The organism is Neotamlana sargassicola (assembly GCF_020523965.1).
In the GTDB taxonomy this organism is placed as follows: Bacteria; Bacteroidota; Bacteroidia; order Flavobacteriales; family Flavobacteriaceae; genus Neotamlana; species Neotamlana sargassicola.
The window spans coordinates 23,740-43,969 of the sequence record NZ_JAJAPX010000004.1 but is presented as its reverse complement, the minus strand read 5'-3'; the positions used below and the strand labels follow the sequence as shown (position 1 = coordinate 43,969).

18 protein-coding genes are annotated in these 20,230 nt (G+C 32.6%); 12 read left to right on the top strand and 6 right to left on the bottom strand.

Annotated features, from left to right (window positions below):
- Positions 1-73 precede the first annotated feature (73 nt).
- From tamL to LG651_RS10460, 4 genes are all read left to right on the top strand, one after another.
- Complete coding sequence (gene tamL / locus LG651_RS10475) at positions 74-2,611, top strand: translocation and assembly module lipoprotein TamL (protein ID WP_226696077.1); 2,538 nt, start codon at positions 74-76, stop codon at positions 2,609-2,611.
- A 126-nt stretch (positions 2,612-2,737) separates the two neighbouring features.
- Positions 2,738-3,805: a class II fructose-bisphosphate aldolase gene (fbaA, locus tag LG651_RS10470; protein WP_226696076.1), complete on the top strand. Its 1,068-nt coding sequence runs from the start codon at positions 2,738-2,740 to the stop codon at positions 3,803-3,805.
- A 238-nt stretch (positions 3,806-4,043) separates the two neighbouring features.
- On the top strand, positions 4,044-4,901 hold the full coding sequence (gene accD, locus LG651_RS10465) for an acetyl-CoA carboxylase, carboxyltransferase subunit beta (RefSeq protein ID WP_226696075.1): 858 nt from the start codon (positions 4,044-4,046) through the stop codon (positions 4,899-4,901).
- Positions 4,902-5,078: 177 nt separating this feature from the next.
- Positions 5,079-5,345 (top strand): hypothetical protein, encoded by a 267-nt coding sequence (locus tag LG651_RS10460; protein WP_226696074.1) that lies wholly within the window; start codon positions 5,079-5,081, stop codon positions 5,343-5,345.
- Between the two features lie 63 nt (positions 5,346-5,408).
- Here the strand turns inward: LG651_RS10460 and LG651_RS10455 are convergent, their stop codons facing one another.
- Both LG651_RS10455 and LG651_RS10450 read right to left on the bottom strand, forming a co-directional pair.
- Complete coding sequence (locus LG651_RS10455; protein WP_226696073.1) at positions 5,409-6,593, bottom strand: pyridoxal phosphate-dependent aminotransferase; 1,185 nt, start codon at positions 6,591-6,593, stop codon at positions 5,409-5,411.
- A gap of 19 nt (positions 6,594-6,612) precedes the next feature.
- Positions 6,613-7,713 carry a fatty acid desaturase family protein gene (locus LG651_RS10450; RefSeq protein ID WP_226696072.1) on the bottom strand — a complete coding sequence of 367 codons (1,101 nt, stop codon included), beginning with the start codon at positions 7,711-7,713 and terminating at the stop codon, positions 6,613-6,615.
- Between the two features lie 142 nt (positions 7,714-7,855).
- On the opposite strand from LG651_RS10450, the gene rsmG reads away from it, so the two are divergent.
- A complete protein-coding gene (rsmG, locus tag LG651_RS10445) occupies positions 7,856-8,485 on the top strand; it encodes a 16S rRNA (guanine(527)-N(7))-methyltransferase RsmG (protein ID WP_226696071.1) in 630 nt (209 codons plus the stop codon).
- Position 8,486: 1 nt separating this feature from the next.
- Here rsmG and LG651_RS10440 read toward each other — a convergent pair whose 3' ends face one another.
- From LG651_RS10440 to LG651_RS10430, 3 genes are all read right to left on the bottom strand, one after another.
- Positions 8,487-9,443 (bottom strand): tetratricopeptide repeat protein, encoded by a 957-nt coding sequence (locus LG651_RS10440; RefSeq protein ID WP_226696070.1) that lies wholly within the window; start codon positions 9,441-9,443, stop codon positions 8,487-8,489.
- A 63-nt stretch (positions 9,444-9,506) separates the two neighbouring features.
- Complete coding sequence (locus tag LG651_RS10435) at positions 9,507-10,757, bottom strand: RNA polymerase sigma factor (protein WP_226696069.1); 1,251 nt, start codon at positions 10,755-10,757, stop codon at positions 9,507-9,509.
- Position 10,758: 1 nt separating this feature from the next.
- Positions 10,759-11,106 carry a YciI family protein gene (locus LG651_RS10430; protein WP_226696068.1) on the bottom strand — a complete coding sequence of 116 codons (348 nt, stop codon included), beginning with the start codon at positions 11,104-11,106 and terminating at the stop codon, positions 10,759-10,761.
- Positions 11,107-11,216: 110 nt separating this feature from the next.
- Here LG651_RS10430 and LG651_RS10425 point away from each other — a divergent pair, with 110 nt between their 5' ends.
- The 6 genes from LG651_RS10425 (at position 11,217) to LG651_RS10400 (ending at position 17,638) form a co-directional block, all read left to right on the top strand.
- A complete protein-coding gene (locus LG651_RS10425) occupies positions 11,217-12,509 on the top strand; it encodes a DUF2851 family protein (protein ID WP_226696067.1) in 1,293 nt (430 codons plus the stop codon).
- 14 nt (positions 12,510-12,523) lie between these two features.
- Positions 12,524-12,751, top strand: a complete 228-nt coding sequence (locus LG651_RS10420) for a PspC domain-containing protein (protein WP_226544064.1) — start codon at positions 12,524-12,526, stop codon at positions 12,749-12,751.
- 6 nt (positions 12,752-12,757) lie between these two features.
- A complete protein-coding gene (locus tag LG651_RS10415; RefSeq protein WP_226696066.1) occupies positions 12,758-13,777 on the top strand; it encodes a potassium channel family protein in 1,020 nt (339 codons plus the stop codon).
- Positions 13,778-13,884: 107 nt separating this feature from the next.
- Positions 13,885-15,585, top strand: a complete 1,701-nt coding sequence (locus LG651_RS10410) for an alanine/glycine:cation symporter family protein (RefSeq protein ID WP_226696065.1) — start codon at positions 13,885-13,887, stop codon at positions 15,583-15,585.
- 21 nt (positions 15,586-15,606) lie between these two features.
- Entirely contained in the window at positions 15,607-16,479 is an 873-nt protein-coding gene (locus LG651_RS10405) for a ComEA family DNA-binding protein (RefSeq protein ID WP_226696064.1), read from the top strand.
- Entirely contained in the window at positions 16,472-17,638 is a 1,167-nt protein-coding gene (locus tag LG651_RS10400; protein WP_226696063.1) for an acyl-CoA dehydrogenase family protein, read from the top strand. The genes LG651_RS10405 and LG651_RS10400 overlap by 8 nt, the downstream gene beginning before the upstream one ends.
- Before the next feature lie 13 nt (positions 17,639-17,651).
- On the opposite strand, the gene LG651_RS10395 is transcribed toward LG651_RS10400, so the two are convergent.
- Entirely contained in the window at positions 17,652-18,584 is a 933-nt protein-coding gene (locus LG651_RS10395; RefSeq protein ID WP_226696062.1) for a hydrogen peroxide-inducible genes activator, read from the bottom strand.
- Positions 18,585-18,670: 86 nt separating this feature from the next.
- Here LG651_RS10395 and LG651_RS10390 point away from each other — a divergent pair, with 86 nt between their 5' ends.
- The gene (locus LG651_RS10390) at positions 18,671-20,191 is read left to right on the top strand and encodes a catalase (RefSeq protein ID WP_317197716.1); all 1,521 of its coding nucleotides are present in this window, start codon (positions 18,671-18,673) and stop codon (positions 20,189-20,191) included.
- Positions 20,192-20,230: the final 39 nt, after the last annotated feature.

Below are 20,230 nucleotides of genomic sequence, written 5' to 3'. Positions count from 1 at the left end.
TTAAAAGCTGTATTTTTGAATGCTAAATTAGGGATAATTAATTTTAATAAAACACAAATCGTAATATCTTCATTTGAAAAGGCCTCTTTTAAAAATATTATTTACTAGCTTATGTTTATACTTTTTTTCGGCCTGCGATAGTGTTAAAAGAGTAGCCGAAAACGAGCATTTATTAACAAAAAACACTATTCAGGTAAATGGTGAAAAGGTTAATACCGAAGTTTTAAACGATTTACTTTATCAGCAATCTAACGTAAAAATTCCGTTAATAAATTTACCATTGCGGTTACATGTTTACAATTTAGCACGCCCTAATATAGACTCAATTATAGATAGGAATATTTTTAGTAAACCTGCTAAAAAGCAACGTTTAGAAAGCTTTTTGTCTACAAAGCAATTCAATAAATACATTCAATCTAAAAAAGATTTTAATAGTTGGATTAAAAACACAGGAGAAGCACCAGTTATTTTTAATGAAGACAAAGCAAAACGAACCGTAAATAGATATAAAGACTATTATATTAATAATGGTTGGTTTAATGTTGAAGCCGATTATAATGTTGAAAAAAACGAGAATAAAAAAGCCGAAGTTACTTATAACATAAGTACAGGAAACGCATTTATTTTAGATACGATTACCACCGATATTAAATCGGCAATTGTTGATACGATTTATAAAAAAAATAAAAAAGAAACGCTTATAAAACGGTACGACCAATACAAAACCGAAAACTTTAATAAAGAACGCGAACGTATTGCTAGTGTATTACGAAATTCGGGGATTTATCACTTTAAAACCGATTATATAACGTACACTATGGATACTATTGGTACAAATAATAAGGTAAATGTTGGTATAAATATTCAAGATCGCGTTATTCGAAATCAAGACTCTGTTAGGCGAGAGCCTTTTGATATTTTTAAAATTAGAGATGTAAATATTATTACCGATTATACATTCGAAAATCGTGGAAAGCCTTTTAAAGACTCTATAAAATATAACAGTTACAAAATTTATAGTTACGATAAAATTAAGTATCGCCCAAAGGCATTAACAGATGCTGTATTTATTAACCCTGGAGGTATTTTTAGAGAAATTGATAAAACTAGAACGTATAGGCATTTAAATGAATTACGAACATTTAAATATCCCAATATTGAAGATATTGAAAACAGAGATAATACACTTACCGACACCATTAGGCTTACGCCTTTAAAGAAGTTTAATTTTAGCTTTAGTACCGATGGTTCGCAGAGCAACATTCAGCGTGTTGGCTTTTCTGTTAATCCTAGCTTGTTAATTCGAAATATTTTTAGAGGTGCAGAAACTCTAGAAATATCTGGTTTAGCTTCCATTGGAGCTTCAACCGATGCAAATAGAAATAGTGACGAAGATCCATTTTTCGATATTAACGAGTATGGAGTCGATTTTAAATTAACCATTCCAAGGTTATTTTCTCCTTTTTATACCGAGCCTTTTATTCCAAAATACATGTCGCCAAGTACACAAATTAGTCTGTCGGCCACGAGTCAAACTAATATTGGATTAGATAAACAAAGCTTTAGCGGGGTGTTTAATTATAATTGGTATCCAAATTCTAAAGTTTCAAATCGATTAGACTTATTTAATATCCAGTATGTTAAAAATTTAAATATCGATAACTATTTTTCGGTTTACACAACTTCATATAGTAATTTAAATAGTATTGCTCAAGACATTGGCTATGTTGGCGAGGATGAAGATTTATCAATTCCGGAGGATGCAGATGCGTTTATTTCAGATGTATTAAATAATAACACAGAATTAACTTCGGATGATAGTGATTATATAACCGTCTCAAATATTAACGAACGCAAATTAAGGTTAACAGAAAACAACCTTATTCTGGCATCTAGCTTTAGCTTTGTTAACGACGAGCGAACCAATTTATTCGATAATGATTTCTCTATTTTTCGAGCCAAACTTGAAGTTGCAGGTAACTTATTTGCCACGGCCGCAAATTTAATGGGCTTAGAGCGTAATAGCGACGACCGCTTCGAAATACTAAATGTTGCCTTTTCACAATACACCAAAGCGGAACTCGATTATATAAAACACTGGGATTTAGGAAGAAATAATGTGCTAGCTATCCGTAGTTTTTTTGGTATCGCTATTCCATATGGAAATTCCAATAGTATTCCGTTTTCAAAAAGTTTCTTTGCAGGTGGTCCAAACGATAACAGAGCATGGACAGCCTATGGATTAGGTCCGGGTAGTTTAGAAACTACAAACGAATTTAACGAGGCAAACCTTAAAATTGCTTTAAGCGCAGAGCAACGATTTAATATTGCAGGTAGTTTAAACGGTGCGCTATTTGTTGATGCTGGTAATATTTGGAATGTGCTCGATAATGTCGATGATGCTCGGGCTACATTTACGGGTTTTAATTCGCTCGAAGACATCGCTATTGGTTCGGGTCTGGGGCTTCGTTACGATTTTAGTTTCTTTGTATTTCGATTTGATATAGGCTTTAAAACCTACGATCCTTCATACCAAGATGAAAATCGTTGGTTTAACGATTATAATTTTGCAAATGCTGTTTATAACATAGGTATAAACTACCCGTTCTAAAAACAGTTTCTACTATAACGTTTTAGGGTAATTTTAGGGTTAAATATGGTGTTACCGATAATTAATTTGTTAAAAATTGATTACTTTTGAAGTAAGACTATTTTAAAAAATAAAATCAAAATAAACATGGCACACAACATTAAACCAGGAGTTGCTACAGGCGATGAAGTTCAAGAAATATTTAAACACGCAAAAGCGAATAATTATGCTTTGCCAGCTGTAAATGTTATTGGATCAGACACTATTAATGGTGTATTAGAAACAGCTAGAGATTTAAATGCTCCAGTAATTATTCAATTTTCAAATGGTGGCGCTCAATTTAATGCCGGAAAAGGATTAAGCAACGAAGACCAAAAAGCAGCAATAGCAGGTGCAGTAGCCGGGGCAAAACATGTTCATACACTTTCCGAAGCTTATGGCGTGCCAGTAATTTTACATACAGACCACTGTGCAAAAAAATTATTACCATGGATTGATGGTATGTTAGAAGCTAGCGAAAAGCATTTTGAAGAAACTGGAAAACCATTATTCAGTTCACACATGATTGATCTTTCTGAAGAACCAATAGAGGAAAACATAGAAATATGTAAAACCTATTTAGAAAGAATGAGCAAAATGGGAATGACTCTAGAAATAGAATTAGGTATAACAGGAGGAGAAGAAGATGGAGTAGATAACAGTGATGTAGACGACTCTAAACTATACACACAACCCGAAGAAGTAGCTTACGCTTACGAAGAGTTAAGTAAAGTAAGTCCTCGTTTTACCATTGCAGCAGCTTTTGGTAATGTACACGGTGTTTACAAACCAGGTAACGTAAAATTAACTCCAAAAATTTTAAAAAATTCACAAGAATATATTTCTGAAAAATATGGAGTAGGTCATAACCATATAGATTTTGTATTCCACGGTGGTTCTGGTTCTTCAGTAGAAGAAATTCGCGAAGGTATTAGCTATGGTGTAATTAAAATGAATATCGATACCGATTTACAATATGCATTCATGACAGGTATTCGCGATTACATGGACGGAAAAGCTGAATATTTAAAAGCACAAATTGGTAACCCTGACGGAGACGATGTGCCAAATAAAAAATTCTATGATCCGCGCGTTTGGTTACGTGAAGGAGAAAAAACTTTCGTAACACGTTTAAAGAAAGCGTTTGAAGATTTAAATAACGTTAATACCTTGTAAGAAATTAAATATTTTCGATGAAAAAGATTCTGTTTTACAGAATCTTTTTTTTGGTTAAAACATTTTAAAAGAGATAATTAAGTTCTTTTTTGTATAACTGCTTCATAAAAACTTCAGTAGTCTTACTTCAAAATCAAAAAAAGACTTAATTTTGTAGTCACGCTTTTTAATTAAAGCAAGCTAACCAATAAATTTGAAACGAATAGATTTTTTATAATCTATTAAAAATATTAATTCTATGTCTTGGTTTAAAAGAAAAACAAAAGGAATAACAACGACTACAGAAGAAAAAAAAGACACTCCCAGAGGGCTTTGGTATAAATCGCCAACAGGAAAAATTATTGATACAGAAGAATTAGAGAAAAATTTTTATGTAAGTCCAGAAGACGGTTACCATGTTCGAATTGGAAGTAAAGAGTATTTTGAAATTCTTTTTGATGATAATAAGTTTAAAGAATTAGATGCAAACTTAGAATCTAAAGATCCTTTAAAGTTTATTGATACTAAAAAATATCCAGACCGTTTAAAAGCAGCTCAAGAAAAAACTAAGCTAAAAGATGCCGTTAGAGTAGGAGTTGGAAAATCTAAAGGAAAAGATTTAGTTGTTGCCTGTATGGATTTTGCTTTTATTGGAGGTTCTATGGGAAGCGTTGTAGGTGAAAAAATTGCACGTGCTGCAGATTATGCTTTAAAGAAAAAACTACCATTAATGGTTATTTCAAAGTCTGGTGGAGCCCGTATGATGGAGGCCGCATTATCTTTAATGCAGTTGGCTAAAACATCTGTAAAATTAGCACAGTTAGCCGAAGCTAAATTGCCTTATATTTCATTGTGTACAGACCCAACAACTGGTGGTACAACAGCATCGTTTGCTATGTTAGGAGATATAAACATTAGCGAACCTGGAGCTTTAATTGGTTTTGCAGGTCCTCGTGTTGTAAAAGATACAACAGGTAAAGATTTACCAGAGGGGTTTCAATCTGCAGAGTTTTTGTTAGAGCATGGTTTTCTAGATTTTATTGCTGTTAGAAGTGAGCTTAAAAATAAGGTGAATCACTATATCGATTTAATAATGAATCAGCCTTTACGAGCTTAATTAAGCTTAAAAAAATATTTAATAAAAAAGCCGCTAGTTTTAGCGGCTTTTTTGTTGAATAGTGTTGGCTGTTAGTGTTTAACTTGAATTTAGTTTAGAGCCTTTCCGTAACATTTAGTAAAAATTCCTTACTAATATATTATAGTGTATGCTATTTAAACTTTTAAAAAGTAGATTATGGGTGGAGAAGGATCAATGGCGGCAGCCAACAATTCATTAAAAAATAATAGAAATTTATTAGCCAAACGAAAGGATAAAAAAGCGTTGTCTGGAAGTTATTGCGGTGTAGAGATGAAAAATTTCCCAAAGTCTACACCAGAGTTGCTAAAGAAAATAAAACAACAAACTTTAAAGGAGAATAAAAGTTATAAACGCAAAGTTACTTATCTAACCCTTGTTTTATTATCGCTTTTAGCTTTATTTGTTTATTATGTTTTGGTATAAAAAAAAGACCTGTCAAGTTTTAAAAACTTGACAGGTCATAATATAATAAATTAAACTATACTTTTAGCTTACAGCTTCTTTAATACGTTTTATAGCTTCAATAATTTGCTCTTGTGAAGCTGCGTAAGAAATACGAATACAGTCTGGGTTTCCAAAAGCTTCACCAGTTACCGTGGCTACTAAAGCTTCTTCAAGCAAGTACAATGAAAAATCTGTTGCATTGTTTATTGTTTTTCCACGTAAAGTCTTTCCAAAGTAGTGAGAAATGTTTGGGAACACATAAAAAGCACCATCAGGAACATTGCAGTTAAAGCCTTCAATATCGTTTAACAATCCAAGAATTAAATCGCGACGCTCTTTAAATTCTTCAATCATGTACGATACTTTTTCTGGAGACTCTGTACATGCTGTAATTACTGCGCGTTGCGCAATACAGTTTGCGCCACTTGTTGCTTGCCCTTGAAGTTTATTACAAGCTCGAGCAATTTTTTCTGGACCACCAATATATCCAATACGCCATCCGGTCATTGCGAATGCTTTAGATACACCATTTACAGTAATAGTTCTGTCGTACATTTCCTCAAACTCGGCAATACTTGTATGGCCTTTACCATAGTTTATGTGCTCGTAAATTTCATCGGAAACTACATAGATGTCAGGGTATTTTTTAAATACTTCAACTAACTCCTGAAGTTCTTCTTTGCTGTACACCGATCCGCTTGGGTTACAAGGAGAACTAAACCACATCATTTTGGTTTTTGGAGTAATAGCAGCTTCAAGTTGCTCTGCAGTCATTTTAAAATCGGTTTCAATCGATGTTTTTACTTCAACAGGAACACCACCAAAAAGCTTTACAATATCAGAGTAACTTACCCAGTACGGACATGGTAAAATAACTTCATCTCCATCATTAAGCATAACTCCTGCAATGTTAAACAAAGCTTGTTTAGCACCAGTTGAAACTACAATTTGAGAAGGCCCATAAGTTAAATTATTATCGCGCTTAAATTTTGTGATAATAGCGTCTTTAAGTTCTCCATAACCATCAACAGGAGTATACGAGTTATAGTTGTCGTTAATAGCTTTAATCGCAGCTTCTTTTATAAAATCTGGCGTATTAAAGTCTGGTTCGCCTAAGCTTAACCCAATAATGTCTTTGCCTTCGCCTCTTAATTCGCGTGCTTTTGCCGCCATAGCTAACGTTGCAGACGTTGCCATGTTTAAAATTCTATCAGATAGTAGTTGCATTTTGTTTGTAAAATGTTGATTAAACTTGTAAAGCAGGCTTCATACCCATTTCTTTTAAATATTTAAAATGAGAAATAACCGCTTTACGGGTGGTTTTATATTCGTTATATGGTAAGTTAAATTCTTTCGCAGTTTCTTTTACGATTTTAGAAATTTTTGTGTAGTGCACATGGCTAATGTGCGGAAAAATATGATGCTCAACTTGGTGGTTTAATCCGCCAGTAAACCAATTTACAATGCGGTTTTTGGTGCTAAAATTAATTGTTGTTTTTAATTGGTGTATAGCCCAAGTATTTTTCATGGTGCCATTTTTTTCTGGTAAAGGCATTTCGGCTTCTTCCATAACATGAGCTAATTGAAAAACTACACTTAAAATAAGGCCAGCAGTATAATGCATCACAAAAAAGCCTAATAAAACTTTCCACCAAGCAATATCTAAAATAAGCATTGGTAAAACAATCCAGATACTTACGTATATTAATTTAGAAATAACTAATTTACTCCAGTTCCAAACTGGGTTTGGTAATTTTCCATAAGATAGTTTGCGTTTCATATAGCGACGCATTTGTTGCCAGTCGGTTGTAATTGCCCAATTAATAGTTAATAAACCGTATAACAATATAGAATAGTAGTGTTGAAATTTATGATACCATTTCCATTCAGAATGTTTCGTGAAGCGCAAAATACGTCCTGCATCTAAATCTTCATCATGTCCATGAATGTTGGTGTATGTATGGTGTAATACATTGTGTTGTACTTGCCAATTGTAAACATTGCCAGCAAGTATGTAAATACTACTTCCCATTAAACGGTTAACCCATTCTTTATTAGAAAACGAACCGTGGTTACCATCGTGCATTACATTCATGCCAACACCTGCCATACCAATACCCATTACAACCGTAAGTAATAATTGCGCCCAACCAGGAATATTTAGCGTTAATATTAAAAAGTAAGGCGCTAAAAATATAGAAAACATAACAATAGTTTTAACCCAAATTTTCCAATTTCCGGTACGTTTTATGTTGTTTTCCTTAAAGTAATTATTTACTCTTTTATTTAATGTTCTAAAAAATTTTGCTGAATCGGTTCTTGAGAACGATAATGTCTGTTTAGTCATGATAATTTATTTAATATAGTCTTCCTAAATTGTCGAAAAACTATATTTCGTGCAAATATAGTTATAAACGAACTGAACTAATAACGTTTTTTAGTAAAATAATGTATTTAAAAAGTATATTTTTGTTGAAAATTTAACAAGAATGGAGCTTATTTTAAAATACTTTCCTGATTTAACTGAAACACAAATACAACAGTTTAAATTATTGGAAAATCTGTACCAAGATTGGAATTTAAAGATAAACGTTGTGTCAAGAAAAGATATAGATGAGCTGTATTTACGTCATGTTTTACATTCTTTGGGTATTGCTAAAGTAATGCCATTTGCAAGTGGTAGTAAAATTATGGATGTGGGAACTGGTGGTGGTTTTCCTGGAATTCCATTGGCTATTATGTTTCCGGAGTGTTCGTTCCATTTGGTCGATAGTATTGCAAAAAAGCTTAAGGTAGTAAATGAGGTGGTTGAAGGTTTAGAACTTACAAATGTTAAGACCACACACACAAGAGTTGAAGAAATAAATGACACTTACGATTTTATTGTGAGTAGGGCGGTGGCTGCAATGCCAACATTTGTGCATTGGGTAAAAGGAAAAGTTGCTAAAAAACAACAAAACGAATTAAAAAACGGTATTTTATATTTAAAAGGTGGCGATTTAAGCGAAGAACTTAAAACATATACCAAAGCGACTATTTATGATTTAACTAGTTTTTACCAAGAAGATTTTTTTGAAACCAAAAAAGTAGTGCATTTACCAATAAAGTATAAAGTGTAAATTATCGCTTTTTAATGATGTCGTTAATATTGTTATTAAAGAAATAATAATAGTGTTGGTGCCAATAGGTGTTTTCATAATCATCAATACTATTTATAATTTCGTTTGGAGAAATAATATTATTGGCTTTTTTAAAATTTACTTGCGAAAGTTGGGTGTTGTTTAATTTGTTGTACGCCATGGCCAATCCTAGGTAAGTATCAAAATCTGTGGCATCAAACTGTTGTGCTTTACTAAAATCGGCAACAGAATCTTCAAATTCACCTAAAAATAAATTTATGGCTCCTCTGTAAAAATAGCTGTAGGCGTTATTTCTATCTGCTCTTAAAACAATAGAAAAATCGCGTTTAGCTTCTTTAAAGTAATTAATTGCCATAAAGAAAAGCGCTCGATTGTAATAAGTGTCTATTGAAGGTTCTAAAACGATGGCCGTTGAATAATCGTCTAAAGCATTATCTAGTTTTTTAATAGCTTTATAGGCATGGGCTCTTAAAATATAAGCACGAGCAAAGTTTGGTGCATTTTTTAAAACGGTATTAAAATCGGTAATAGCACTTTCAAATTCTCCTAAATCCAACTTCACGCAAGCTAAACTATAAAGGGCATCAATAAAATTATTGTCTAGCATATAAGCTTTGGCGTAATCTTGTTTTGCACCTGGTAAATCTTGCAAGCTGTATTTTGCATTTCCACGATTAAAAAAGGTGTCTGCTTCTGGGTTTTCAACAATTATTCTGGAGTAATCTACTATGGCACCTCTGTAATTTCCTAAATCGTTTTTAGCAATACCGCGTTGAAATATGGCATCGAGATTTTTAGGGTCTTGTTTTATAATTTCGTTTAAAATAGAAATTCGTTCTTCTAAATTTGAAGTTCTTAAGGCTTGCCTATAAAGCTTCTTAACCTGAGCAAAATTAAGAAGAGGCAATAACAGTAAAAGTGCTAGCAGTTTTTTCATTGTGAATAAGGGAGCAAAAAATATGCCGTTTTTCACATAAAGATAATATAGTTTTTTAGAAATTTAAGTTTTGTTTTTTAAAATTAAATCGTCCCGTTTTTTTATTAAATATTTTTTTTCGAGTTTATTACTAACTTGTTCTATGGCTTTGTTTAGATTTAAAACGGCTATTTTAGGTTGATTGGTTTGCAAATAATAATTGGCTTTAGTGGCATAAAACAAATATGCACGTTGTTGTAAATCTTCAACATTTAATTTATTTAAATGTGATTTTGCCATAATAAAATCTTGCTTTTGCAAGCACACTACAGCCATGTTTATTAAGTTAATGGGAGCTGGTTGTAATTGTTGAAGGCATAAATACCAATGGTGAATTTTGTTCCAATCTGTTTGTTCGAAGGTTGGAGCTTTTAGGTGCTCAGCAATTATGGCGGCTTCATAATGATAATGTGAAAATGTGAGAGTTTCAACAGCTTTATACATCATTAGGTTTCCGCGTTCTATAAGTGGTTTATGCCACAGGCTACGGTTTTGAGTTTGTAAATCTAAAATTTCGTTATTGGTATTGGTTTTTGCGTCTAGTCGTGCCGCATGAAAACACATTAAAGCGCAAAGTGCATATACTTTTGGTTGTCTCGTAATATCTTTTTTTAATAGAATTTGAGTTAATCGTAGCGCTTCTGCACATAGTTCTTTTTGAATGAGCTTGTCTGTTTTGTTTGAGTGAAATCCTTCATTAAAAATTAAATATAAAACTTCTAGCGCACTATCTAAACGTTGGGGTAGCGCATTGCCTTGCGGAATTGTAAAAGGAATATGTTGTTGTTTAATACTTTTTTTGGCTCTATGCAGTCGTTTTTTAATAGTATCTTCTTTGGTTAATAAAGCCGATGCAATTTCTTTTGTACTAAAACCAGAAACGGTTTTTAAGGCAAACGAAATTTGGTCGCGCGCATCGAGTTTGGGGTGGCAGGCGGTAAAAATCATGCGTAATTGTGCATCTTCAATTTCTGAATCTAGAAACAATTCATTTATTGCAATACTTTGTATGCCTTGGTTTATTTGAGGCAGGTTGTTTTGTTGTGCTTTAAGGGTTCTAAAAATATCTAAAACCCGGTTTTTCGCCACTTTATTTAACCAAGCTTCAGGATTTTCGGGTTGTTTTGTACGCCAACTTAAACTGGCTTTTATAAAGGTGTCTTGTACGGCATCTTCAATGATATCGAGATGATGTAAACCAAAAAATCGAGTTAAAACAGAGACCATCTTTCCGCTGTGATGTCTAAAAAGATGGTCTATAAGTTGGTTTTCCATATTATCTGTCGAACACCATAACTTCTCTAATTTCTACAGTGCCACCTAAGTCGTAATCGGGAAAATCTTGTGCAATGGCTTCAACTGCATCAAAATTTTCGGCTTCTACGGTGTAATACCCACCAACAATTTCTTTAGCTTCGGCCGACGATAAATCGGTTACCGTACGGTTTTTACCCGAAACACGTCTAATTTGCGGAGTTAAAGCTTCACCACCTCGCAAAATACCAGCTTGCTCCATTTTGTTTCCCCAAGCAAACCATTTTTGCATGCGAGTTTGTAATTCTTCTGGCGATAAGCCTAAATCGGTGTAATCGGCTCCAGTGAAAATCATCATAAATTGTTTCATAATTAAATTTATTAAAAGTTTATATCTCAATGACGTTTGCCAGATTTAAAAAGGGGACATTTTTTTCAAATTTATTAAATTTCTTACTTCAAATTAATTAAATTAGTTGAATGCAAGAAGATTTTCTACATTATTTATGGAAACATAAAAAGATACATATCACGCATTTAAAAACGGTACTGGGTGAAACGGTTGTTATAAAAAATGTAGGCACACATAATTTTAATTCGGGGCCAGATTTTTTTAATGCCCAATTAATTATTGGCGACCAACTTTGGGCAGGTAATGTGGAAATTCATGTAAAATCTTCCGATTGGTTTTTGCATAATCATGAAATAGATAATGCTTACAATAACGTTATTTTGCATGTAGTTTGGGAGCATGATACTGAGGTGTTTAGAGAAGATAATTCGCCGATAGCAACCTTACAAATAAAGGATTTTGTAGATGATGCTTTAATTAAAAGTTACAGCGCCCTTTTTAACGGACAAAATAAATGGATTAATTGTGAAAATGAATTTAGTAGTGTAAACGAGTTTGTACTAGCCAACTGGAAAGAACGTTTGTATTTTGAGCGTTTAGAACAAAAGGCAGGTGTAATTGATGAGTTATTAACTCAATCAAAAAACGACTGGGAAGCTGTTTTGTTTAAAATGCTTCTAAAAAACTTTGGTTTAAAAGTGAATGGTGAAGCCTTTTTTAGTTTAGCAAACAGTTTAGATTTTGCTGTTGTAAGAAAATTGCAAAACAACGTAGAAACTTTAGAAGCTCTGTTATTTGGACAAGCAGGTTTGTTAGATGCCGATGTGCAAGAACCTTACTTTTTAAAGCTTGTAAACGAATATAGTTTAATTAAAACCAAATTTAAACTGAATAATGTGGGGGTTTTACCTATTCAGTTTTTTAGATTGCGGCCTTCAAACTTTCCAACCATTCGGTTGTCACAATTTGCGAATTTGTGTTTTTTACATCAAAATTTGTTTTCAAAAATTATAGAAATTAAATCTATTGATGGGTTTTATAAATTGTTTAAAGTAGAAACCTCTGGTTTCTGGAAGACTCATTATACTTTTCAAAAAGAATCAAAACCTTCAACCAAAAGCATATCAAAATCGTTCATAGATTTATTGTTAATCAATACTATAATTCCATTAAAGTTTTGTTACGCAAAACATTTGGGTGTTAATATTCAGGATGAAATATTAAGTTTGGTAACTTCAATAAAATCCGAAAATAACAGTATTATATCCAAATTTAATAGTTTAAAATCGGTGTCGAATTCAGCTTTAGATTCTCAAGCATTAATTCATTTAAAAACAAATTACTGTAATACTAATTTGTGCTTAAAATGTGCCGTTGGAAATGTGTTTTTAAACAATAAACTTTTAAACAATAAAACTTAACACTAAATTGCGGTATGAATGTATTTTACAAACCAGTATATTTTTTTCAAAAGCATGGTTATTATGTGTGTCAACGTATTGCCGATAGGTTAGGTATTCGGGCTAAAGTGGTGCGTACAACTTTTATGTATTTAACTTTTGTAACAGTTGGTTTTGGTTTCGCATTATATTTGTTTTTAGCCTTTTGGATGAAAATAAAGGATTTAGTTTATACTAAAAGATCTTCGGTTTTCGATTTGTAGTTTTATATGAATCCATTAATAAAGTTTTTTAGAACCAAAATATACACTGCAGTACTTTTGCTAGTAGTTATTTTGCTTATTGGTGTTGCCGGATATCGTTTTATTTCTGGTTATTCCTGGGTAGATGCGGTTTACATGACCGTAATTACCATGACAACTGTGGGTTTTGGTGAAGTTGTTCCGCTTGATAAAGAAGCTAAAATTTTTACCATATTTTTAATTTTGGCTAGCGTAATAATTGTAGGTTATGCACTATCTATTATTACTGAATATATTTTAAGTAAGAACGATATTGAAGAATTAAAACATAAAAAGATGCAAAAAAAGATTGATGGTTTTAAAAATCACGTTGTTATTTGTGGTTATGGGCGCAATGGCAAACAAGCCGCAAACAAATTGAGGGCTTACAATCGTGAGTTTGTAGTTATTGAAAAAAATAAGGAATTAGAAGAGCGTTTACAGTTAGATGGTGTGCCATATGTAATAGGAAATGCAAATGAAGATGAAGTTTTACAACAATCTGGGGTAAATCGAGCATCATGCTTTATTTCGGCTTTGCCAAACGACGCCGATAATTTATTTGTAGTTTTATCGGCAAGACAGCTAAATTCTAAAATAAATATTATAAGTAGAGCATCTCAAGAATCATCGTACGATAAGCTAAAGTTTGCAGGAGCCAATAATGTAATTTTGCCAGATAAAATAGGTGGCGACCATATGGCTTCTCTGGTAGTTGTTCCAGGTTTAATGGAATTTATCGATAATTTATCAATTGTAGGTAAATCGAATATTAATATAGAAGAAGTTGCAGTAGAGAAACTTTATAATACCAATTTAGCAAAGACTTTAAAAGATTTAGATTTACGTAAAAAAACAGGCTGTAATGTAATTGGTTATAAGGACGCTAGCGGTGAATATATTGTAAACCCTGAAGCAGATTTAAAATTAGAACCGCATTCTAAAATTATAGTTTTAGGCCGTCCTGAACAAATAAATGCGCTTAATTCAGAATTTAATATAGACTAGTAAAATTGCATTTTTAACAACCAATGTTTTAAAATGCCATTTTTTTTTAGCATCTTGCCAGCAATAACTAATTATTCTCTAAATAATAACTAACTTATTCTCATATTATGAAGAAATATCTTCTAACAACACTTTCTATAATTTTACCAATATTAACATTTGCACAAGAAGAAGAGGTTGGGCTAGATCAAAAAATAGATCAAGCCTTTGCACCGGTTGCAGATTTTTTTACCAGTGTTGTGTTTTTTCCTGTTTATAAAGGAGAAGAATTTACAATTCCATTTGTATTATTACTTTTAGTAGGTAGTGCTTTGTTTTTCACTATTTACTTTGGTTTCCCAAATATTCGTTATTTCTGGACAGCAATAAACACTGTTCGAGGTAAATATGAAGATATAGAAAAACACGGAGCTCAAGAACTTTATGGTGAAGATGGGATTGCCCAAGGTCAAGATTTAACTAATGTAGATATAGAAGAACATTTAGTAAGCGTAGAAGACGATTTAGCTGTAGATGGCGATATTGTTGATACTATACGAGACGAAAGTTCCGAAGGGGAAGTATCGCATTTTCAAGCTTTAGCAACGGCGGTTTCAGGTACAGTTGGTAATGGTAACATTGCGGGCGTCGCTTTAGCTATTGCTTTAGGTGGTCCTGGAGCAACCTTTTGGATGATTATTTGTGGTCTTTTAGGTATGTCTACTAAGTTTGTAGAATGTACATTAGGTGTTCAATATCGCGATGTAGGGGAAGATGGTACTGTTTATGGTGGTCCAATGTATTACATAAGTAAAGGATTAAAATCGAAAGGATTTAAAACTTTAGGAAAAATTGCAGCAGGTGTTTTTGCTGTATTCTGTATTGGAGGTTCATTTGGTGGTGGTAACGCAGCACAATCTAACCAAGCAACTATAGTAATTAAAGAGCTTTTTAACTGGCAAAGTACTGCTGCAGGTGCAATTGTAGGATTAGTATTAGCTATATTAGTTGGTATTATAATAATTGGAGGTATTAAGCGTATAGCATCGGTAACAGAAAAGGTTGTGCCTTTTATGGCTTTAATGTACATACTGGCGTGTATATATATAATATTTAGTAATTTCTCGTTAATTGATGATGCTATAGGATTAATTGTAACAGAAGCATTTAACCCTACAGCATTTGGCGTAGGTTCTATTATAGGTGTGCTGTTAGTAGGGTTTAAACGTGCCGCATTTTCAAACGAGGCTGGAGCTGGTTCGGCATCAATAGCGCACTCTGCGGTAAGAACAAAATATTCTGCTTCAGAAGGACTTGTAGCTTTATTAGAGCCATTTATTGATACTGTTGTAATTTGTACTATGACAGCTTTAGTTATTGTTATTTTTAACTTTGGAGGTTTCTTTGAATACGGAGGAGACGGTTCTGGAGTTGTTTACATTGACGGTGAAGCTTTTGAGGGGGCTGGAATTACATCTAAAGCATTTGCGCAATATATTCCTTATTCAAATATATTTTTAACTATTGCCGTGGTATTATTTGCCGTGTCAACAATGATATCTTGGTCATACTACGGATTACAATCATGGAAATTTTTATTCGGTAGAGGTAAAGTTGCCGATTTAGTTTATAAAATATTATTCTTAACCTTTGTTGTAATTGGTGCAGCAGCCAGTATGGGGTCAATTTGGTCGTTCTCCGATGCGATGATTTTCGCTATGATTTTCCCTAACATGGTTGGTTTATTCCTATTATTTCCAGTGGTTAAAAAACAATTAAATCGCTATCTTGATGCTATTAAGCTAAAAGTAGATGCTATTGAAGATTAAACTTTAACTAACTCAACTCTAATGCTATCCCATTTCAAGTTTACTAAACAACAACGAAATGGGATTTTGCTTTTATTGGCATTAATTTTAGGATTACAATGTGCTTATTTTTTTATTGATTTTTCTGCCGAAAGTGAACCAATAAATTCAGAGCAGTATCTAGCTTTTCAAAAAGAATACGATTCTATTAAAAAAATAAAATTAGAGTTAAGTAAACCTAAAATATACCCTTTTAATCCTAATTATATTTCAGATTTTAAAGGCTCTAATTTAGGAATGATTAATGAAGAAATTGATAGATTATTGGCTTTTAGAAAACAAGGTAAATGGATTAATACGGCTAAACAATTCCAAGAAGTAACACAAGTATCAGATTCTCTTCTAAACCAAATATCACCTTATTTTAAATTCCCAGATTGGATAAATAAAGACACACAACCAAGTAGCAAATTACGCTTCAACAAAAATAAAGAAGAAAAGCAAGATTTAAATAAAGCAACAGCACAACAATTACAAACAGTTTTTGGTGTTGGAGAAGTTTACGCGAAACGAATAGTTAGGTTTAGAAATAAATTTCCAGGCGGTTTTATTGCAGATATACAACTAAGCGATGTGTATGGGCTGAAGCCTGAAGTAATAAAAAATATTACCAAAAAGTTCACGGTTAAAACACCTCGAGTGGTTAAAAAAATAAATGTCAATACCGCTACCGTAAACGATTTTGTAACCGTTCAGCATATCGATTACGATTTAGCAAACGAAATAATAGCGTATAGAAATGCTCTTAATGGTTTTAAATCCATCCAAGATCTAAAAAAAGTAAATGGTTTTCCTGTAAATAAATTTGAGATAATTGAATTATATTTGCAAACCGAAAATTATTTAAATGAATAACATATACTTCACTGAAGAACACAACCTTTTTAGACAAAGTTTAAAAGACTTTTTACAAAAAGAAGTTGTACCGAATATTAATAATTGGGAAAAATCAGGTGTAATAGATAAGTCTATCTGGACCAAGTTAGGTGAAATGGGTTTTTTAGGGATAAATTACCCAGAAACTTATGGAGGTTTAGGTTTAGATTTTTTTTACACAGTTATTTTACTTGAAGAACTTCAAAAAATAAATTCAGGCGGTTTTGCAGCAGCAGTTTGGGCTCATGTGTATTTGGCCATGACGCATTTAAATGCAGAAGCTAGCGAAACCATTAAAGAAAAATATTTATCGGCAAGTATTGCTGGTGAAAAAATAGGATGTCTTTGTATTACTGAACCTTTTGGTGGAAGTGATGTGGCAGGAATGCGAACCACTGCAGTAAAAGACGGTAATGTATATGTTATTAATGGTTCTAAAACATTTATTACTAATGGTGTTTATAGCGATTACTTAATTGTTGCTGCTAAAACCACACCAGAATTAGGAAATAAGGGCATAAGTATATTTCTTATAGATAGAGAAACTCCTGGTGTTTCTGCAACAAAGCTAGATAAGTTGGGGTGGAGAGCATCAGACACAGGCGAAATAGCCTTCGATAATGTTAAAATACCTGTTGAAAATTTAATGGGAGAAGAAAACAAAGGCTTCTCTTATATTATGCAACATTTTGCATCAGAGCGTTTAATTATGGGGATTAATGCCCATGCAAGAGCAGAATTTGCACTTGAATATGCTTTGGAGTATATGAAGGAGCGTAAGGCATTTGGTAAATCAATCAATCAGTTTCAAGCCTTAAGACATAAAATTGCTGATTTGTACACCGAAATGGAATTCTGTAAAACTTTTAATTATGCTGTAGCTAACCAATTAAACAAAGGAGAATATGCGGTTAAAGAAGCTACTATGTCTAAATTAAAATCTACAAAAATGGCCGACGAGGTTATGTACGAATGTTTACAGTTTTTAGGTGGTTATGGTTACATGGAAGAATACCCAATGGCAAGACTACTTCGCGATAGTAGGTTAGGTCCAATTGGTGGTGGTACATCAGAAATACTTCGAGAAATATTATCAAAAATTATCATAGATAATAAATCATACAAACCAGCAACTTAAATTTAAGTTGTTTTTAACGCCAATTTATTTTAACAAACCTAGAATTCTTTTTAAAGGCTTCTGGTGTGTGTTTTAAAATTGATTTTCTTAAAGCGGTAATTAAGGCTTCTTTTGTAAAGTTTTTGTGTGTTACAATGCTAATTTCTCGAACGGGTTCTGGAGATTCAAATCTAACAATATGTTTTTTATCAGTAGCTTCATTGTAAGATAACTCAGGAATTAGAGTATAACCAGAAATTTTATTTATTAGTGGTTTTAATGTTTCAATAGAGCCGCCTTCCATTAAAATATTGCGTTCAAACTCTACTCTTTTTAGTTCGCATAATTTTAGCATTTGGTCTCTAAAACAATGTCCTTTTGCTAAAAGCCATAAACCTTCTGGTTTTAAGTCTTCGCTACTTATTTTGTTTTTTCCTTTTGTTATAGATTTTATATTATCGGTATAAACTAAAAAGGGTTCGTAAAATAATGGGGTTTCAATAATATTTTTTTCGTTTAAAGGTGTCGCTAATATACCAATGTCTAATTGTTGTTTTTCTAATTTTTCTATAATGTCTTCACTGTGTAATTCTAGTATTTTGAGTTTTGTTTGTGTGTGTTTTTCTAAAAATTCTTTTATAAATAAGGGTAACAAGTAGGGGGCAAGTGTCGGTATTATGCCAATACTGAAGGTGCCGTTCATATTTGTTTTTTCATCATTAACAGTGCCTTTTAATTCATCAATTAAAACCAAAATGTCTCTAGATTTTTTTATAAAGTCTTTACCTAAAGGTGTTGGTTTTAAAGGTTGACTAGTTCTATCAAATAAAATTAATCCTATCTGGTCTTCTAATTTTTTTACTTGTAGGGTTAATGTAGGTTGTGCTACGTTGCAACTCTCAGAAGCTTTTACAAAATTTCTAAAATTATCTAATGCCACTATATATTTTAATTGCTGAATCGTCATTATTTATATTATAAATATTAGTTGTTTAAATATCTATTTGATAAATATAGTAGCTCTGCTTTAATTTGCCAAAAAATAATTTAAACATGAAAAACATTAGTATTACCTTTTTAACAATTCTTATGTCATCTATTGTTATGGCACAAGAAATGACAACTAACTTCGGGGCGCCCGTTGGCGATAACCAAAACTCAAAAACCGTTGGTGAGTACGGTCCCGTTTTATTGGAAGATATTCATCTAATAGAAAAATTAGCAGCATTTGATAGAGAACGTATTCCAGAACGCGTTGTGCATGCAAGAGGAGCAGGTGCGTTTGGAGTTTTTGAAGCTTCTGCAGATATGTCTAAGTATACAATGGCAGCTCCTTTTCAACAAATCGGGAAATCAACGGAAGTCGTTGTACGATTTTCCACTGTTGTACATGGAAAAGGTTCTCCAGAAACCGCCAGAGATCCAAGAGGTTTTGCGGTAAAGTTTTACACAGAGCAAGGTAATTACGATATTGTAGGTAATAATTTTCCAACTTTTTTTATTCGCGATGCTATAAAGTTTCCAGATATGGTTCATGCTTTTAAGCCATCTCCTGTTACTAACAAGCAGGATCCTAACAGGGTGTTCGATTTCTTTTCGCATTTACCAGAAGCTACACATACTTTAACATTGTTATATTCAGATTACGGAATTCCAGCAGGTTATCAATTCATGAATGGTAGTAGCGTTCATGGTTATAAATGGATTAATGCTAAAGGTGAGGTAACTTATGTGAAATACCATTGGGAATCTAAACAAGGTGAGAAAAATTTAACAGCAGCTGAAGCTGAAGTACAACAAGGTAAAGATTGGCAACACGCCACAGTTAGTTTACGTAATGCTATTGATAGTAAAAATTACCCACAATGGGATTTGTATGTGCAACTAATTAAACCAGAAGATTTACATAATTTCGATTTCTTCCCGTTAGATGCCACTAAAGATTGGCCAGCTGATAAAATTGAGCGCATTAAAATTGGAACGATGACGTTAAATAGAAATCCTGTTAATTATTTTCAAGAGGTAGAGTCTATCGCATTTGCTCCTGGTTCATTAATTCCAGGCGTACAAGCTTCAGAAGATAAATTATTACAGGGGCGATTATTTTCTTATTTCGATACGCAAAGACACCGTTTAGGTCCAAACTTTCAGCAAATTGAAGTGAATAAGCCAAAACAAAAAGTGGTTAACTATAATTCTGATAGTTTTTCAAGCTCAAGAAACGATGAGTTTGATAACCCAGATGTAAACTATCAACCAAGTTCTAGAACAGCTGTTTCAGATACCGAGAAATATAAATATGTTCAAGAAACTTTAAACAATGTAACAATTACTCAGCAAAAAATTACAAAGACTAACGATTTTAGTCAGGCTGGAGATTTTTACAGATCATTATCAAAGCAAGAGCAAGAAAACTTAATAAGTAATCTGGCTGGAGATTTAGCTAAGGTAAAAGATAAAAATACACAAAAAACCATGATTACTTATTTCTATAAAGCAGATAGAAATTATGGAATGAGTTTAGCAAAAGCACTTGGTTTTTCAAGGAGCGATTTTATGGGTGGTAAACACTAAAAGTTGAGTTGATTATTATTCTGCGAAGCTTATAGTTTC